The sequence below is a fragment of the Arthrospira sp. PCC 8006 genome (assembly GCF_046480465.1).
GTDB lineage: Bacteria > Cyanobacteriota > Cyanobacteriia > Cyanobacteriales > Microcoleaceae > Limnospira > Limnospira platensis.
The window spans coordinates 18,238-35,394 of record NZ_PKGG01000030.1; the positions used below are offsets into that span (position 1 = coordinate 18,238).

The 17,157-nt window shown below is 45.2% G+C and carries 13 protein-coding genes; 5 read left to right on the top strand and 8 right to left on the bottom strand.

Annotation, left to right across the window (positions count from 1 at the left end; all coding sequences use genetic code 11):
• Positions 1 to 23: 23 nt before the first annotated feature.
• On the bottom strand, positions 24 to 2,519 hold the full coding sequence (amt, locus tag B9T16_RS07210; protein ID WP_410244428.1) for an ammonium transporter: 2,496 nt from the start codon (positions 2,517 to 2,519) through the stop codon (positions 24 to 26).
• 78 nt (positions 2,520 to 2,597) lie between these two features.
• Here amt and lhgO point away from each other — a divergent pair, with 78 nt between their 5' ends.
• Positions 2,598 to 3,788, top strand: a complete 1,191-nt coding sequence (lhgO, locus tag B9T16_RS07215; protein WP_410244429.1) for an L-2-hydroxyglutarate oxidase — start codon at positions 2,598 to 2,600, stop codon at positions 3,786 to 3,788.
• On the opposite strand, the gene B9T16_RS07220 is transcribed toward lhgO, so the two are convergent.
• Both B9T16_RS07220 and B9T16_RS07225 read right to left on the bottom strand, forming a co-directional pair.
• The gene (locus B9T16_RS07220; protein ID WP_006619544.1) at positions 3,783 to 4,001 is read right to left on the bottom strand and encodes a hypothetical protein; all 219 of its coding nucleotides are present in this window, start codon (positions 3,999 to 4,001) and stop codon (positions 3,783 to 3,785) included. The two genes, lhgO and B9T16_RS07220, sit on opposite strands and share 6 nt — an antisense overlap.
• Before the next feature lie 60 nt (positions 4,002 to 4,061).
• The gene (locus tag B9T16_RS07225; RefSeq protein WP_410244430.1) at positions 4,062 to 4,262 is read right to left on the bottom strand and encodes a hypothetical protein; all 201 of its coding nucleotides are present in this window, start codon (positions 4,260 to 4,262) and stop codon (positions 4,062 to 4,064) included.
• Positions 4,263 to 4,806: 544 nt separating this feature from the next.
• On the opposite strand from B9T16_RS07225, the gene B9T16_RS07230 reads away from it, so the two are divergent.
• The 4 genes from B9T16_RS07230 (at position 4,807) to B9T16_RS07245 (ending at position 10,676) form a co-directional block, all read left to right on the top strand.
• Complete coding sequence (locus B9T16_RS07230) at positions 4,807 to 5,952, top strand: pentapeptide repeat-containing protein (RefSeq protein ID WP_410244431.1); 1,146 nt, start codon at positions 4,807 to 4,809, stop codon at positions 5,950 to 5,952.
• Positions 5,953 to 6,241: 289 nt separating this feature from the next.
• Positions 6,242 to 7,855, top strand: a complete 1,614-nt coding sequence (locus B9T16_RS07235; RefSeq protein ID WP_014276291.1) for a polyprenyl synthetase family protein — start codon at positions 6,242 to 6,244, stop codon at positions 7,853 to 7,855.
• A 120-nt stretch (positions 7,856 to 7,975) separates the two neighbouring features.
• The gene (locus B9T16_RS07240; RefSeq protein ID WP_410244432.1) at positions 7,976 to 9,568 is read left to right on the top strand and encodes a hypothetical protein; all 1,593 of its coding nucleotides are present in this window, start codon (positions 7,976 to 7,978) and stop codon (positions 9,566 to 9,568) included.
• Between the two features lie 40 nt (positions 9,569 to 9,608).
• Positions 9,609 to 10,676, top strand: coding sequence for a hypothetical protein (locus B9T16_RS07245; protein WP_410244433.1), 1,068 nt, complete (start codon positions 9,609 to 9,611; stop codon positions 10,674 to 10,676).
• Here the strand turns inward: B9T16_RS07245 and B9T16_RS07250 are convergent.
• The 5 genes from B9T16_RS07250 to uvrC all read right to left on the bottom strand — a co-directional run bounded on the left by B9T16_RS07250 (position 10,655) and on the right by uvrC (position 17,127).
• Entirely contained in the window at positions 10,655 to 12,007 is a 1,353-nt protein-coding gene (locus B9T16_RS07250; protein ID WP_410244434.1) for a glycosyltransferase, read from the bottom strand. The genes B9T16_RS07245 and B9T16_RS07250 overlap by 22 nt on opposite strands.
• 125 nt (positions 12,008 to 12,132) lie before the next feature.
• Complete coding sequence (locus tag B9T16_RS07255; RefSeq protein WP_006616927.1) at positions 12,133 to 12,843, bottom strand: FkbM family methyltransferase; 711 nt, start codon at positions 12,841 to 12,843, stop codon at positions 12,133 to 12,135.
• Positions 12,844 to 13,048: 205 nt separating this feature from the next.
• The gene (locus tag B9T16_RS07260; protein WP_006616926.1) at positions 13,049 to 13,597 is read right to left on the bottom strand and encodes a hypothetical protein; all 549 of its coding nucleotides are present in this window, start codon (positions 13,595 to 13,597) and stop codon (positions 13,049 to 13,051) included.
• Between the two features lie 163 nt (positions 13,598 to 13,760).
• Positions 13,761 to 15,155 carry a cytochrome P450 gene (locus tag B9T16_RS07265; RefSeq protein ID WP_006616925.1) on the bottom strand — a complete coding sequence of 465 codons (1,395 nt, stop codon included), beginning with the start codon at positions 15,153 to 15,155 and terminating at the stop codon, positions 13,761 to 13,763.
• Positions 15,156 to 15,252: 97 nt separating this feature from the next.
• Complete coding sequence (uvrC, locus tag B9T16_RS07270) at positions 15,253 to 17,127, bottom strand: excinuclease ABC subunit UvrC (protein WP_410244435.1); 1,875 nt, start codon at positions 17,125 to 17,127, stop codon at positions 15,253 to 15,255.
• Between the last annotated feature and the right edge of the window lie 30 nt (positions 17,128 to 17,157).

Below are 17,157 nucleotides of genomic sequence, written 5' to 3' on the forward strand. Positions count from 1 at the left end.
GGTGATTATTAATGATTTAGAAATTAGCGCTGTTTACACACTAAGATAGTCATATCATCATAAACCTGATGATTACCGATGTATTCCATAACATCATGAATAATAGACTGTCGAATTTCAGCAGCAGTCAGATCACGATTTTTGGCAGCCACGGCACAGAGTCGGTCAACTCCATAGTGAAGCCCATCTGCATTTTCTGCCTCAGTAATACCATCAGTATATAAAACCACCACATCCCCAGCATTTAAATAGGTAGTATAATGGCTAATAAACTCCGAGATATCATCAACCAATCCAATCGGGAAACCCAGATCAATAGTTTCAATTCGTTGGACATTTCCATCACTACGAACTAAAATTGCTTCCTCATGTTGACCGCAGATTCTGATTTCTCCACCTTGATAATCAAGCAATACCAGAGTCATATTTTTATCACAGTTCATTCTTAACACATTTAGGTAAATAGTTCGATTCAGAACATCCAAAAATCTAACTCGATCAGTTTCTCCTGCTTCTAGTAGAGTTCTGACAGCAGTTTGAGCCATTAACATCACCATACCACTTTCTAAACCGTGTCCCGTGACATCTCCCATGCAGATAGTCACCCCGCCGCCAAAGGCGAGAACATCATAATAATCACCTCCTATTTCTGTAGCAGGTTCCATATAACCCGCAATATCCAGGCTTTTAATTTCCTCAAGTTCTGCTTCACTCGGTAACAGCAAACGTTGTAGGCGGCGGGTAATTTCCAACTCCATATTGAGATATTTATTTTCATCATGGAGTTGATGATTAAGCATTTTAATTTCTTGATATGCTGAAGCCAGGGACTCTTGGGCTTGGTGTCGTTCAGTAATATCTCGAAAAGTGCCAATCATAAATGATCGGGCTCCTAATTGAGCCTGATTTAAGGTAACTTCTACCGGAAAATTAAAACCATCAGCCCGCCATCCGATCGCCCCTTGACAAGGTTTTTTTAACCATTGATTGATTAAGGAATTATCCCAGATTTTAGAATTAAAACTTTCCGTAATTAATCCACTAATTTTCATGCCAATCAAATCTTGTTGACTATAACCAAAAACTGCTTCAGCGCTAGGATTGGCAGTCAAAACCACCAGAGAAGATGTCGTAAAAGTAAGAATAGCATCAGTAGCAGTCTCAACGATCGCCTCAGTTTTTCGCACCGCTTCTTCTAAGGTATCCATCACATAATTATAGCGGGTGGCAATTTGTCCAACTTCCGTAAATGGTTCCACCGGAACCCGCAAACTCAAATCCTTAGTTTGAGCTTGAAAGTCCATAACCTTAAACAGTTCATAAATTTCCGACTTAGCCCGATGTTCATAAATATTTAGTCCGATATTTTCGCCGTCTTCTGAAACCCGTAAAGGGTAGAATCTATTGATAATCAAAAGCAAAATTAAACTAACTAAAAATCCCCAGATAGCGCCGCTAACTGTTCCCAAAACTTGTACAGCTATTTGACTAAAGCGATTTAAGCCTGTATTTAGCACATCTAAACGGGCAAATAAACCCACTGCCAAAGTTCCCCAAACTCCCGCCCCCACATGAACCGCCACCGCATCTACAGCATCATCAATGCGCCACTTAACTAATTGTGTAGATACCATCATAGTAATAATTGCGCCCAAGGCTCCAATGATTATAGCTGGCAAAGTTCCCACAGCGTTACAAGAGGCAGTAATTGCCACCAGTCCAGCCAGAGAACCATTAATTAAACATTCTATTTCTATGGAACCTGTGCGCCAGCAAGCCATAAATAAACGCACCAACATTCCCGCCACCCCGGCTAAAATAGTATTCACAATAATCACGGGAATTTGATTGCTTAAAACCAAGGCGCTACCACCATTAAACCCCAGCCAACCTATCCAAAGTAGCATCACTCCTAACACCGATAAAGGCAAATTAGAGCCATGAATTTTGCGGGGACTTTTACCTTTAGGAAATCGCCCGGCGCGGGGTCCAATTACTAATAAAGCAGCGAGGGCTACCCATCCCCCGATACTATGCACAACAGTGGAGCCAGCAAAGTCTATAAACCCTAACTGATCTAGCCAACCATTATTGACACCATTATTTAAACCATTCCAAGCCCAATGTCCGAAAATGGGATAGATTAAGCCAGAGGTAAAACCAGCTACAATTAAATAGGCTGTAAATCGCATTCTTTCAGCCACCGCCCCAGAAACAATGGTGGTGGCGGTGCTACAGAACATGGTCTGAAATAGGAAAAAAGCAGCTACACTGGGGATGTTACTAACATCCAAAAAAAAGTAACTAGAACCGAAAAGTCCTAATTGGGAGGTGCCAAACATTAGCCCATAGCCGATCGCCCAAAATAGCCAGACGGAAATTCCGAAATCAGCTAGATTTTTGATAGCAACATTAATGCTATTCTTGGAACGGGTTAACCCCGACTCCAAACACATAAACCCGGGCTGCATCAGGAATACTAAACTGGAGCAAATCAGCAGCCAAATCAGATCATTCATGAATTTTAAGATGGTTTGAAAAGGTGCCTGTTCAATATTTATAGCACAACGCAATCAATTCAGGAAATTCTCGAAATTATGTACAATTTAGCAATTATTGGTGGTGGCATTGTCGGACTATCTACTGCTTATTCATTAAGTCTAACTCACCCAAAGGCTAAAATTATCATCTTGGAAAAAGAAAAATCTTGGGCTTTTCACCAAACTGGTAATAATAGTGGGGTTATCCATTCTGGTATTTATTATAAACCAGGTAGCCTCAAGGCGACTCTCTGCCGCCAGGGGAATTTATCAATGGTTAACTTTTGTGAACAGCAGGGAATTAAATATGATGTCTGTGGTAAAATAATTGTAGCCACGGATCCGGAAGAATTGCCATTGTTAGATAATCTCTATCAACGAGGCTTAGATAATCAAATTCCTGTCGCTAAAATTATGCCGGAAGAGGTGGCAGAAATTGAGCCTCATGTGCGTTGTTTGGCGGCGATTAAAGTTGAGTCTACGGGGATTGTTAGCTATAGTGAAGTGAGCGCCAAATATGCGGATTTAGTGGCAGAAAAAGGGGGGGATTTACGGTTAAATACTAAGGTGCATAAAATCACGGAAACTTCTCAGGGTTTAGTATTAGCCACTAACCAGGGAGAATTTGTGACGGATTTTGTGATTAATTGTGCTGGTCTTTATAGCGATCGCATCACAGAATTAACCCAGGTAAAACCCCCAGCTAAAATCATCCCATTTCGGGGAGAATACTATGAGTTAATCCCGGAAAAAAGATATTTAGTCAAGGATTTAATTTATCCAGTTCCTAACCCCAATTTCCCATTTTTAGGGGTGCATTTTACGCGGATGATTGATGGTTCGGTACACGCGGGACCTAATGCAGTTTTAAGCCTCAAAAGGGAGGGTTATAAAAAAACTGATGTTGATTTGGGTGAATTAATGGAAATTTTGACTTATCCAGGACTGTGGAAACTGGCGGCTAAATATTGGAGTGATGGGGTGGAAGAAATTGTCAGGTCTTTTAGTAAAGCGGCATTTGTACGGAGTTTACAACGATTAATCCCGGAAATAACAGGGGAGGATATCATCCCCACCCATGCGGGAGTGCGCGCACAGGCGTTAATGCCTAATGGGGGATTAGTGGATGATTTTCTAATTGTAGAAAGTCCCCGTGCGCTTCATGTTTGTAATGCGCCATCACCAGCGGCCACGGCTTCTTTAGAAATTGGGAAAGCGATCGCTCAAAAAGTCCCGAATTATTCATAAATTGATTGACTCGCAGTCTTGGGCGATCGCCTCACTCATTAACTGAAGATCGTCGGACGGAATTGAACCAGCAAAAGGTAGTAACTGCCTTCCTGGAGTCCCTCGAACTTCAGCTTTGAGTAATGTCTCAATAAACTCAAGTACCTGCGATTGCTTTTGCGGTGGCATGACTTTGAGTTGTTCAACGACCCGATCGATAATAGAAGTATTCATTTATATTTCTCCGACTACCTTTTTGATTATTATAACAATAAGGGAATTGCTTTTGAAGAGTTAACCGAAAAGCGGGGTTTCTTTCTGTGCAACTCCCACAGGGTTGGAAGATGGCGATCGCCGCCCTGTCAATACCATAGGAATGCCTCCGGTCGCTGAAAAAGTTACCCCTTCTTGAGAAATTAGGAAAGCGATCGCTGAAAAAGTCCCATGGCCACCATAAACGGATCTAGGGAGTGTTGACCCAGGCGAGGACACCATTATATATATTATATATATGGCCCATTTAGGCTCTCTAAATAGTGTTCGTTGCCTGTTCATAAATCTTCACAATAAAAATTGTATTTTAGTTGACAAAAAACGGCAAATTTGTTATGTTGGTTGCCAACTTAGGTTAACCGCTGAACTGATTTTCCATTGGGCAGTGACAGCGAAGCATATCGCCAGTAGTGCGCGTCTAGTTTCTGGCTTGAACGCCATCTGTGGTGGTTTCAAAGAACTTAGTCTAAGTTGCGATCAGGTGCATCATCAAGTCTAGAGCTTGAACTGGGCTTGAAAATCAACCCAGGAAGAGGGTTTTAGTCTCAAAAATTAGCCAATGTGATCTATCCAGTATCATGATCGCGCGGTCATGTCATGGCATAGGTCGGTGATTGGTCACACCCCAAAATATGCTCCACCAGACAGTTGGGAGAGGGGGCTAATTTGTGATGACTTTCGATGGCGTTGTTACGTCACCGAGTCTAGTTCAGCAAAGACTGCGATTTCGATATTTTATTGCCTTTCAAAATTAAGGACTTCAATCATGGTGAAAGTGTACTTCAGGACAGTCACTAACAATAACCAAACCTATGGCAAAGGGTACTTTGTCTACGGAAATTCCCAAACTGCGAACGACCAAGAGATAGTCTACCACACCGATTTGAGGGAGTTTTTCTACACCGACCCGGACACGCAAATCGATCTGAGTAAAGGCGCGAGAGGAACACTGCACTTTGTGATTGGTGGGAACCCTGCCAATGCCGTCCCAGCCCGGAGTGTATTTAACATTGAAATGGCCGACCCGGTTGGGAACTTGCAAACCACAGCCAAAGAAGGCTCCCAGTCTTGCCGTCCCGGCCAACTAGGTTTGACCAATAAAGCTGGTATCTGGCTAGAATGGCCTTCGATTGGCGATGCAGCCCCCTCCTGGTGGGAAGAGAAACCAAGTGGCAGTTCAAATGAAGGCGAGAAACCGACCCAGCCCAGTGGGGGTTCAGAGGAGCCACAACCGACCCCGCCGAATGTTGACTGGTCTAGTTTCATACAACCACCACAGGGTGGCTGCGCCCCCACACCCCCAGGCTACACAAAGATAAAGTTTCCGTATGACATGGGCAAGCGAGATTTTCCGAATAGTTACTTGCCGCAAGTAGACTTGAGCAAAATGAATCTGAGTGGTATCGATCTGAGCTTTTCCTACCTGTGTGCAGCCAACTTAGGAGCCACTAACCTGGTCGCGGCTAACTTAGGTTACGCGTATCTCTGTCACGCCTATCTCGGCTATGCCAATCTCAACTATGCCTATCTGGGCTATGCTAACTTGTGTTTTGCCGATTTAAGCTACGCGGTCCTCACCGAAGCGGATCTGAGTTTTGCTAACTTGTGTCAGGCGAAGCTAATTGGAGCCCAATTAAACCAGGCTAGCTTGGCTTACGCGAATTTCTGTCACGCTTATCTGGGCTATGCCAATCTCAGCTATTCCTATCTGGGCTATGCTAACTTCTGTGGTGCTGACCTGACAAATGCCGACCTGCAAGGAACCGACATGACTGGGGCTAACTTCACCAATGCCAACCTGACAAATGCGGACCTGCGGGGAGCCAACATCACTGGGGCTAACTTCAGTAATGCGAACCTCACGGGGGCTAAACTTGATGATGCCCAGAAGCAACTGTTAGGAATTGCCTAATAAAGGTAATCCCAACGACAAATTATTCTACCGTTGATGGTATCAATTTCCCATTGTTGAAATCCATCATCAAACCCGGTTACATTGTCTGATGTGACCGGGTGGGGTGAGCTTTTTGTCATTGATTGATGTAAATAAGTGGCTATCCCTAGGGATAGCCTCTATAAAGATTGTCAATTGGCTTTCTTTGCCTGTCTAGCACTAGGCAATGATGAATAATGCCAAAATGTATCCGATTTTAATGGTGGTTATCTGCCCTTCTAGCTGCCCTTCTAGCTGTACTTGATCAATGTTTGAATTGCTGTTAAATTGGCTCGGTCTTAGCCCTCCATCCAATTTAGTCTTTTGGGGAATCCTGTTGTATTTTACGGTTTGGGGAATCCTGCTCAATTTGATGTTTTTAGGGGTCAAGAGTGACTCGGTATCGGATAAGTTGGAAAAATCTACTTCCTCGATCGCTCAATTGGGGGAAAATGGCTGTGGGAATGGTAAGTCTGTTGTGCCATTTCTTCCGACTGAGGAAACGGACTCGGCTGGTGAATTACAGTCCTGTGTTCCCCAAACGATCGCGGTTTCCAATGCTAATGGCGATGTGGCATCCGCCCCTACGCGCCTTACGGTGCCGCTTGGCGATCGCACTCCCCAAACCGCGACCATTGCAGTCAACGATGTGGCATCCGCAACCCTTGGCGATCGCATTCCCGACGGTAAAAATAACCGGGGTTCGATTCTGCCGGAAGATGCGAACCTGGAAGCGGACTTAAATATCGTGTCGGAGGCGATCCTCCCGACATCGGAACCGACGCAGTTTGATAAAACCATTATTAACCAAGCACTAGAAGACTCCCGAATCGCGATCGGGGCCAAAATTCAGGAATTTATTGGTAGGCGGCGGGAAATTATCGGTTCCTACGAACCCTTATATGATTTGTTGCTCGATTACCCGTTTCGGGGAGGTAAAATGCTGCGCCCCACCATGTGTATTAGTGCGGCGCGGGCGATGGGTGGCATGGGACAGGTGGCGCTATCGACGGCGGCGGCTTTGGAACTGTATCACAATGCGTTTCTGATTCACGATGATATTGAGGACGGGTCAGAGTCCCGCCGGGGAAAAGGGACGTTACACCACAATATTGGCATTCCCCGGGCGATTAATGTCGGGGATGCAACCAATGTACTGGCTGTTGGTTTGTTGCTGGAAAATTTATCGGCGATCGGGGTAACCAAAACTCTTAATGTACTCCACGAAATTGAGTTTATGGCGCGTCAATCGGTGGAAGGACAGGCGATGGAATTGGATTGGGTGGCAGAAAATACCCAAAATTTAAGCGATCGCGATTATTTTAAAATGTGCGTCAAAAAAACCTGCTGGTATTCTTTTATGACCCCCTGTCGCATCGGTTTGATTGTGGGGAATTCCTCGGCTAACCCTCAAGATTTGGTGGAACCTTTGGCGGGAGTTACTCGGTTTGGCATGATTTTAGGCATTGCTTTTCAGATCCAAGATGATTTATTAAACTTGGTGGGAGATATGAAGGCTTATGGGAAGGAAATTGGCGGAGATATTTATGAGGGAAAACGAACTTTGATGCTCAATCATGCGATCGCCCATAGTAGTCCAGTCGAATCCCGCCGAATGTTGGAAATTCTCGCCACCCCCCGACCGGAAAAGACCCCGGAACAGGTAGAATTTGTCATGGAGAAAATGCGCCAGTATGGTAGCATCGAACATGGTTGGGCTGTGGCTAGATCTTTGGCTCAAAAAGCTGCCCAGATTTTGGACAGTCTGGATTTTATGGAACCGAAAACTCCGCTCAGACCAGGGGAAAAATGGCAGACCCCGGTTCACGATCGCCGCTTTCTGAAAGAATTAATTAACTATGTGATTTATCGAAATTTATAGCATTTTTGGGGGTTATGATACGAGCCATAGCCCCTTGCTCATTTTAAGGAGGATTGACCCACCATAAAATCAAGTTGTATTGAGTAAGTTATTTTACCATAAAATAGAGAGATTGTCAAGATGATCGAAGATAAAAACCCGATGGCAATGCCCCCCCCAGTCGAAGCTGAAATTCACCCCGGCGGTGAACTGGTGCTGAGACTGTCCCTGCATAATAATAGCGGTGAAACCCTACTGGTGCGACCAGTTTTAGATAATTGGCTCGCCGAGAACGGGGATATTTTCGCCACCATTAATCCGGTGGAACCTGACTATATTTATCTAGGTTCTGGTGCGGGAAAAGCCACTCAAACTGTGAGGGTAAAACTACCTTTAGAACTGCCACCAGGACAGGTTATTAAAAGTTGGCTAAGATTTCCCGGATTACTTGAGGAACCTCTGTTAATCATCCTCAATATTCAAGCTGAAATTGCCGAGAAAAAGCCTAGAGAATATCTGGTTAATATCAGCTTTCCATCGAGAGAATTAGCGGATAATAAATCGTCAATTTATTATGACATAACCACCCAAAATGCCTGGGGATTGATTTCGGCATTGAACGACCTCGATCGCATTCCTTCTCGCTGGCTGGTGGCAGAATTATTAGTAGCCATCAGCCAAAAAGGAGAGGAATACACCGGCACCCCGGAGGGTGTAAAACTGTTCTCGCAACTGCGACAAACCGCTTTTTTCTCAACTGTATCGACAGTGCTGGCTACGGCAAAAGTCCCCGATTGGATTTCGGAAACTTTATCGATGTCCGGTCAAGTCCTCAAGGGCGATCGCCGGGAACAACGCCTGCTTTATATTTGGGAAAGGTGGCTGTTGAGTTTGGCAGAAAGCGACGTAGAAGCCCCAGAAACGGCTAAACCCATCGTCGCCCCATTATTTGTAGGGTGCGTCAGATTCGGAGAATTTCAATCAACACCGGAGCATTTGATTTCTGACGCACCTTTCACAGAATTTGTGGCTAAACTGGGAACAGATAGCGATCGCTGGTTGGGTTATTTTCTACTAGGATTGATGTCATTGTCGCCTCGAATTGCTTCCCATATAGAGGCGATCGCCACCCAGAAAATTGAGCCATTAAACCCAGCCACCCCTCCCCCCCAAACCATAGCGGGTTGCTTGTATCATTTAGGGACGCGATTGCCAGAATTAGACTTACTTCCGGCTCGTTGGTTGGTGTTAGAATTATTGCTAATTTTCGCCCAAAAAGGGGACGACTATGCCAGAACCCCCCCAGGTCGAATGCTACTAGAGCGATTGCGACTCACCCGGTTCTGCAAAAATGGGGTTTTGAGTTTAGCCGCCGCCGAAGTCCCCCGTTGGATCGTCGTCAGTCAAGCCACGGCTACCGCTTTTCACAATTCCGTGGGGACTCCGGCTTCTAGGGCGGGTTTGCTCAAGTTTTGGGAACAGTGGTTGTGGGATATTGCTGGTTCCCCAATCCCTACTTCCCAGACTTCGGCGGCGGACTTGGTGAACCAATTAGGAATAGATGGGGAGGCTTGGTTTCTCAAGATTGTTTTGGGACTCAGTTGTGTTTCCCCCAGGATAGCTACGACATTGGAGGCGATCGCCTCTAGCGCACCGTCCGTGTCCCCACCCGCCCCCACCCCCACCCCGCCAATTAAAGACGTTCTCAGCGAGCCAGGTTCCCTACAACGATAAGTTATCCACCGCCCAATTGTAGTTAATTTCTAGCGCCAAAATGACCATTGACGAACAAACACTTGCCCGAGTGGAACAACTGCGAATCCCTCTCGAGGATCCCACCGCCCCCCTAGATTGGAAAGATTGGTATCATTATGTATTATTAGATCCTGATACTCAGATTAGAGTGCTGGTGAATCTGACGGCGATCGCCAGACCGGGAACTGGAGAAATTCAAACCAGTTTGATGGTGACAGTTYCGACTGATTTTCAAGGGCTCGACTGTAGCCAGAGCGCCCCTTTTGCCAGTTTCGGAACGACTTTTTCCCAAGAGTGGAACCCCAGTCAAATCAGCCCGGAACCCGTACATTGGCAAGGTGAAGGGATGGAATTGCAAGTCAACGGAACCCAGACGCGGTTAGAAGTAGAAGATCGGCGATCGCAGCTATTCATTGAATTGGAGGCGACAGCTACAGCCACCCCCCTATTAGTCACAGAAAATTCACCGTTTGGCAGTGGATTCATCGGCTGGGGATTAGTACCGGGCTTGCAAGTGAGGGGAAACTTATCCGTTGCTGGGCGATCGTTTCCCATTCACCCGAACTGGTTTTGCTACCACGATCGCAATTTTGGCCGCTTCCGCTGGGGGGAAGATATCGGTTGGGAGTGGTTCGTCGCTTTTAGCACCTGCATTGATGGCACGTCCATCACTTTGGTATTGGACAGACGCACCAACAAAGACCATTCCCAAGGCGGCTTTCCCTATATTTTTATTTATGTCAATCACCAATTGCGAAAAGTGTTTTTGGGTGCCACTTTACAGATTAATTGGGACTGGTCGGAGGTGGCTGTCATTCCCCCCAGGTTGCCGGGAATTATGGCGCTATTATTTAGCGATCGCTTATTGCAAACCCCCAGCACCTTAGAAATTATCGCCGCTGATGACCAAGACCAATTGCTAATTGAGATTGATTTTGAGTCGGTAGTGGAATTAATCGTCCCCGACAATCAACAACGGCAATATACTTTTATTGAAGAACTGACTGGCCGCGCCGCCGTTACCCTTAAACTAGGAGAAAAAACATGGCTCGCCACCGGCTTAGTTTACGGGGAATATGTGATCTGAGAATCATTAGGGGAGCCGGAATATCTGGCGGGTTTCCGACTCCGGTATTGGCTCATCAAGTTGGCGATCGCATCACAGGCTGTTTCTACTCCATTTTCCGCCCCGATCGCTTTTCCAATGGCAGCGGCTTTCTGGGTATATTGTTCTTCAAACAACAGTTGTCGAAGTTCGGCAGCTACCAACTCCGCAGTATATTGTTGGGGTAGGAGCATTCGGGCGACCCCGAGGCGGACGACGCGGGCGGCATTTTCTGGCTGGTCGTATTTGTGGGGAACCACCAGCATTCTCCGCCCCGATCGCAATGCTTCTGCTGTGGTTCCCATGCCTCCATGATGGACGATCGCTGCCGCCCTGGGGAAAATTTGCCCGTGGGGGGCATAATTGACGGCGATCGCACCTTCGGGCAATTGGTCCGGTCTGAGACTATCCGCCCCAGGGCCCATCATTAGCACTGACCGATAACCCAATTGGTGGGCGGCGATCGCACTAGACCAGTAAAAATTACCGGAAGTCCACACCACCGTTGAACCCAAAGTAAACACTATCGGTGGCGGCCCGCTGTCTAAAAACTCTCTCAGTTCCTCAGATAACCCCTGATTGTGGGGTTTATCATAAAACGGAAACCCGGTGACGACAGTTTGCCTAGGCCAGTCCGGTTGGGGTCTGGCAAAAACCTGGGAAAACAAAGCCAGCACTAAATCGGGGGAATGCTGCCCTTCAAACAGGGGATCTGGGCCTGGTGGGAGTCCCAACGAACCACGCAGTTGGCGCAGGGGGGCACTCCAATGGCGAACCATCCAGCGGAGTTGGCGTTGTTTGGCATCTTTGGCTACCCATTGCAAACACCGTTCATACTCTGAGACTGGGGAAGCGATCGCCTCGGTGCGTGAAGCGAAGCTATCGCCCCCAGGCGAATCGTAAACTGACATAAAGGCTGATAGAACCGTTGAAATCCAAGGAATTTGGGTTTGTTCGGCTACAATCGCAGCAGGCAAAACCAGCGGATGAGTTATTAGCAGATCCGCCCTCTGTACCGCTGCCATCAAGTCGGTGTAAGTCGCCCGCAAGTGGGGCATCAATTGATAACAAATAATGTATTCGACCTCCCGTTGGGAGTCCATTAGCATTTGCATGAATTTGTTATCGTGTTCCCATATCCTTTCCCTCAAAGGATGAAATTCGATTTCCGCCGCCGCCACATAAGGGCGGTATTTTTCGGCGGCGGCGATGACCGGCTGATACCCCCTGGCTTTTAATCCTCGGGCGATCGCCAAATAAGGATACAAATCACCCAAAGAACCATAGGTTGCTAATACGATGCGATCGACCATGTTTAATTCTGAAAATCTGGCTTCAATTCTATTATAACTTTAACCGATGAAAAACTCTAACCAACCATCCCAACTTCAAGATTCATATCTAAAAGGCTTCATTAAACTTCCCAACGTAAATACCATTACGCTGACCGTCTAAACAAAAGAGTGGGTCCGGTGTAAGCAGCCAACTGGTAATCGGCAGCGATCAGAAACTGAACAATTTCGTGAGAGAGAGGATGCATAAGATTGAAATCATGTGCCTCAACTGCAATGATATAAGGCCGATAGCGATTAATATCCAAATTGAGAATAATCTCCTTGTCTAAACCTTCGCAATCAATGTCTAAGAAACCAATTTCGGAATCTTTAATTTCTTCAGGAAGATAAGTGTCAAGTAGCTGGTTAAGGGGGAGTACCTTTACTTTTTGCTTACCCAAAAACTCCCATTCGTGTCTGATAAAATATTCGGCCATTTCCTCATTAAAAGTGTTGATAGCACCTTCGCGAAAACAATAGATTTCTGACTCCCCTTCATAAGAAGCAACACCTAGATTTAGATTGATATCCTGGGGACGTTCCTGTTCAAATAGTTTCACAGATTGAGGATTGGGATCTACATTCATACCTTTCCATCCCATCATACTCAAAAGTTTAGTGTTAGAAAATCGACTGGGATGATAAGCACCGATATCAACATAGTAATTGCTAAATAGGGTGGATTTATTTCTGGAAATCAACTCTAAAATTAGAGTATCTTCACCAAATTGTGACCAAGAAATACAAAGATTTGGATCGTGGACTACTGACAGAAAAAACGGCACACCAAATTTATGGAATAATTCAGATAGCATATCAGAGTAAACATATGAAAATAAAGGTTGACAAAATCCAGAGAATCTGACTCAAGTTCGGGGCATCAGACAAAAGATGATTGACCCTATTTTTTCGCCTTCGAGTCTGACGAAATTTGGGAGCGGGGAAAAGTCGAGAGACCACGGCTAAACGAAAAAAATAATTTCTCCCTCCACAGTGAGTTTTTCCACATTTCTCCTCCGCTTACACCTCAATTGTCAGTACATCATTCGGGACATTCCGAATTAATTCCCCGTGCTGGGCTGTTTGTTCTTCCAGAGACAAAACTGGGGGAGGAAAACTGGGACGGAACCACAGATCGTCAAATTCTTTCCACAGTTGCTGTAGTTGAGGATTAATGGCACTGTCGGCGATAATATTCATTGCTAGTTTATGAATACCCAACAACTCTGATAAAGTTCCCCGCAAATTGATTTTACCCGTCGCTACAGCTTTATCTAAGGTCAACCGACCCCCAATTAAATCTCGCAAGGTTTCGGCTTCGCTGCGAAAATTAAAGGCTTCCACTGACTCGGAATTATCGGAATTATCAGTAATATCTACCTGGAGAGGTTCGCTATGATTGGCATTTAATCTCAACTGAATGCCATCAATTTCTATGATGGCGGTTTTACCAGCGACGCTGTGAACAAAGTTATGCCAAGTTAAACCACCTTGACTCCGCAAAATTTCCACCAAACGACTCAGCCAAATGGCTAACTGTTGGGGGGAACAATTGAATGTATCAATCATTAGTAATTTTTGAGATTTCAGAATCCCATCTCCATGAAAAATTGAGCCATTGTTAATATTATACGGTTAATCTGACGGAAATCAAGACCAAAAAGGATTAAATAGGGGAGAAATTCCCCATAAACCTGGTAACTTCGGGGACCGTTGGGCTTAACCAGAAGAGTTAACCCAGAAGCGGGGTTTCTTTCGGTGCAACTCCCACAGAGTTGGGAGATAGCGATCGCCGCCCTGTCAATACCATAGGAATGCCTCCGGTCGCTGATAAAGTCACCCCTCGGCGGGCGGCTTTGGCGGGCTGGGAATTAGCCAGGGTTAGTTGATAGTTTAACATGACTGTTGCTAGGACTAATTTTAGCTCATATTGAGCCAAAGCCATACCAATACATTGACGCACACCACCACCAAAAGGCAAATATTGATAAGGGGAGTATTTTTTATCTAAAAATCTCTCTGGTTTAAACTGTTTGGGCTCAGGATAAATTGTCGGATCATTATGGGTTAAATAGATGGAGCCAATCACTTCTATGTTGGGTTCTATATGATATCCCATGAGTTCCACCGATTGAGTAGTAACACGGGGAAATGTCACCATTGCGACTGGATAAATTCGCAGGGTTTCTTGACAAACTGCCGTTAAATAAGGTAGTCTATAAATAGTCATCGGATCGGGATTTGGGGGGAGGGTTGCTAACTCTGATAAAAGGCGATCGCGCACCGTAGGAAGTTTATGCACCCAATACAAAGACCAAGCCATGGCGGTGGCGGTAGTTTCGTGTCCGGCGAATAATAAAGTTAACAGTTCATCCCGCAATTCTTCATAGGTCATCGGTTCCCCATTTTCATCCCTAGCGGACATCATCAAATTGAGAATATCGGTGCGATTTGGATCGGGATTTTGGCGACGTTCTTCGATTTCTTCTAATAGCAGTTTATCGATATCGCGCCGCAAACCTTGGAAGCGCCCCCAGGGACTCCAACGCCCTAAATCTTGTTGTAAAATCGGGAAAAATAAGATACTCGCCCTAATAGGAGAATCGGTAACAGCGACCAGTTCAGTTGTTAATTTTTTCAGGCGATCGTAACGGGGTCCTTCATAGACTCCGAACACAGCTTTAAGAATGACAGCCAGGGAGATTTTTTGCACATAATCTCGCGCCAGAAAAGTCTTACCAATGGGTAAAGTGTCGCCGATTTCTGTGGTCAAATTACAGATTAATTTACCATAATTAAACATCCGTTCCCCATGGAAAGGCGGCATTAACAGTTTTCGCTGTCTTAGGTGGTCTTTACCATCAAGTAAAATGACGGATTTATCCCCCACCACAGGCGCTAGAATACGATTAGATGAACCGGGGGCGGTAAATTCTTTATCCCGGGTGAGGATTTCTTGAATGGCTTGGGGGTGGGAAACAAACACAATTGGATGACCCGCCACCCCGATTTCAGTTACAAAAATATCTCCATATTTACGTTGGCAATTTTCCATATAACCAAGGGGGTTAGTTATCCACTGTATTTTTTGGAGAGTCGGATGATTTTGCGGACCGTTTAATTTCATGGTAGGATTGAGATTCTAGGATTTTGAGTCAGACCAATCTAGTTTTGTTTATAGCACATCTTCCCGACAGCTACCATATATCATAGCTTAATCTGCATCAGGTAGAAGGATGGAAATAATCATAAATTTGTTGGGCTAGTTTTTCGCCAATTCCGTTAACTTCCGCGAGTTGTGTGGGGGTGGCTATGCGAATATAATCAATAGACCGAAAGTGACCTAATAGCAATTTTTGGCGGTGGTGTCCGAGTCCGGGAATGTCGTCTAAATGCGATCGCTTCATGCGTTTACTGCGTTGGTTACGGTGGAAACTAACCGMAAATCGATGGGCTTCATCTCGTAGTCGTCGCAATAATTCAACCCCTGGTTGTTCAGGATTAGTAGTTAATGGTTGAGACTCACCAGGGACAAAAATTTCCTCTCGGCGTTTGGCTAAACTAATCACCTTTAACTCTTCTAAAATATCCAAATCTTGCAAAACTTTAACCACGGCTGAGAGTTGACCTTTCCCACCATCAATCATAATCAAATCAGGCTTGTCCTGGGGTTCTAAATTATGATAATCTCGAAAACGGCGACCAATCACCTCGGCTAAACTCGCGAAATCATCAGACCTTCCCGAATGTACATTAGGATTCTTTATTTTATACTGGCGGTAGTGTTGTTTGGCGGGTAAACCATCAATAAATACCACCCGCGAAGCGACTGCATCAGAACCTTGAATATGGGAGATATCATAACCTTCTATGCGGTGGGGAAGGTCGGGAAGGTCGAGAATTTCGGTTAAATCTTGGAGAGATTGATGATGGCGATCGCTTAATTTTTGCACGCGCATTAACTCATAATTGGCGTTGCGTTCCACCATTTCAATTAAATCGAGTTTTGATTGTCGTTGGGGAGTAATTAAAGTTACTTTGCGCCCTTTGCGATCGCTTAACCAATCGGTGACTAAATCAGCATCTGGTAAACTATATTGTAGGAAAATCTCCCTAGGAATTTCCACAGGATCGACGGTTTGATAATGTTCCTGTAAAACCCGCTGAATAATTAACCCCAACTCTAGGGAAGTCAAGGCTTTTTCAGTAGGGTAAACTTTGGCAAAAAAGCCCAACCTACCAACCAAATGTCCGGCGCGGATTTGGAAAAGTTGCACGGAGGCTTGTTGTCCATCAGTAGCCAAAGCGATCGCATCGAGAGACACCGTTTCATCAGGAAGGGAAACTTTTTGATCCTGGTTGAGGGACTGTAAACCTTGAAGGCGATCGCGCAATTTCGCCGCTGTTTCAAAGTTCAACTCAGCGGCGGCTTGTTGCATTTGTGCGGTTAAATTGGCGATAAGTTCTTCCGTCCGTCCTTGGAACACCATCGCCACTTTTTGGACAATTTGATGATAATCTTCTGGGGAGATCATCTCCTGACAAACTCCCGGACAGCGACCGATATCATAGTTTAAACAGGGACGGTCTTTAAACAGGGGTTTAGGACGTTGACGCAGGGGAAATAGACGCTTAATTAATTGTAGGTTACTTCGCAATAATCCCGTATCTACATAGGGGCCATAATATCTATCTTTGGGATTGCTTAAACTGCGTTTTCTGGTAATAAAAATACGGGGGTATGGTTCCGACCAAGTAATACACAGATAGGGATATTTTTTATCATCTTTCAGCAAGACATTAAAATGAGGTTGATGGGTTTTAATCAGATGAGCTTCTAAGGCTAAGGCTTCGGCTTCTGTATCGGTAACTATAAATTCAATATCTGTCACCTGTTGAATCATTAAGTTAATCCGGTGACTATGGTTATGGCGATCGCGAAAATAGGAACGCACGCGCGATCGCAATTTTTTAGATTTCCCAATATACAGAATATTCTCATTACCATCTTTCATGAAATACACACCCGGAACCGGGGGAATTTCTTTTAATCTCATATCGAGGCGATCGGTATCTTCAATTAGTGCTACAATTACCATAGTAGTTTAATAGTAGGGTGCGGTAGGGTG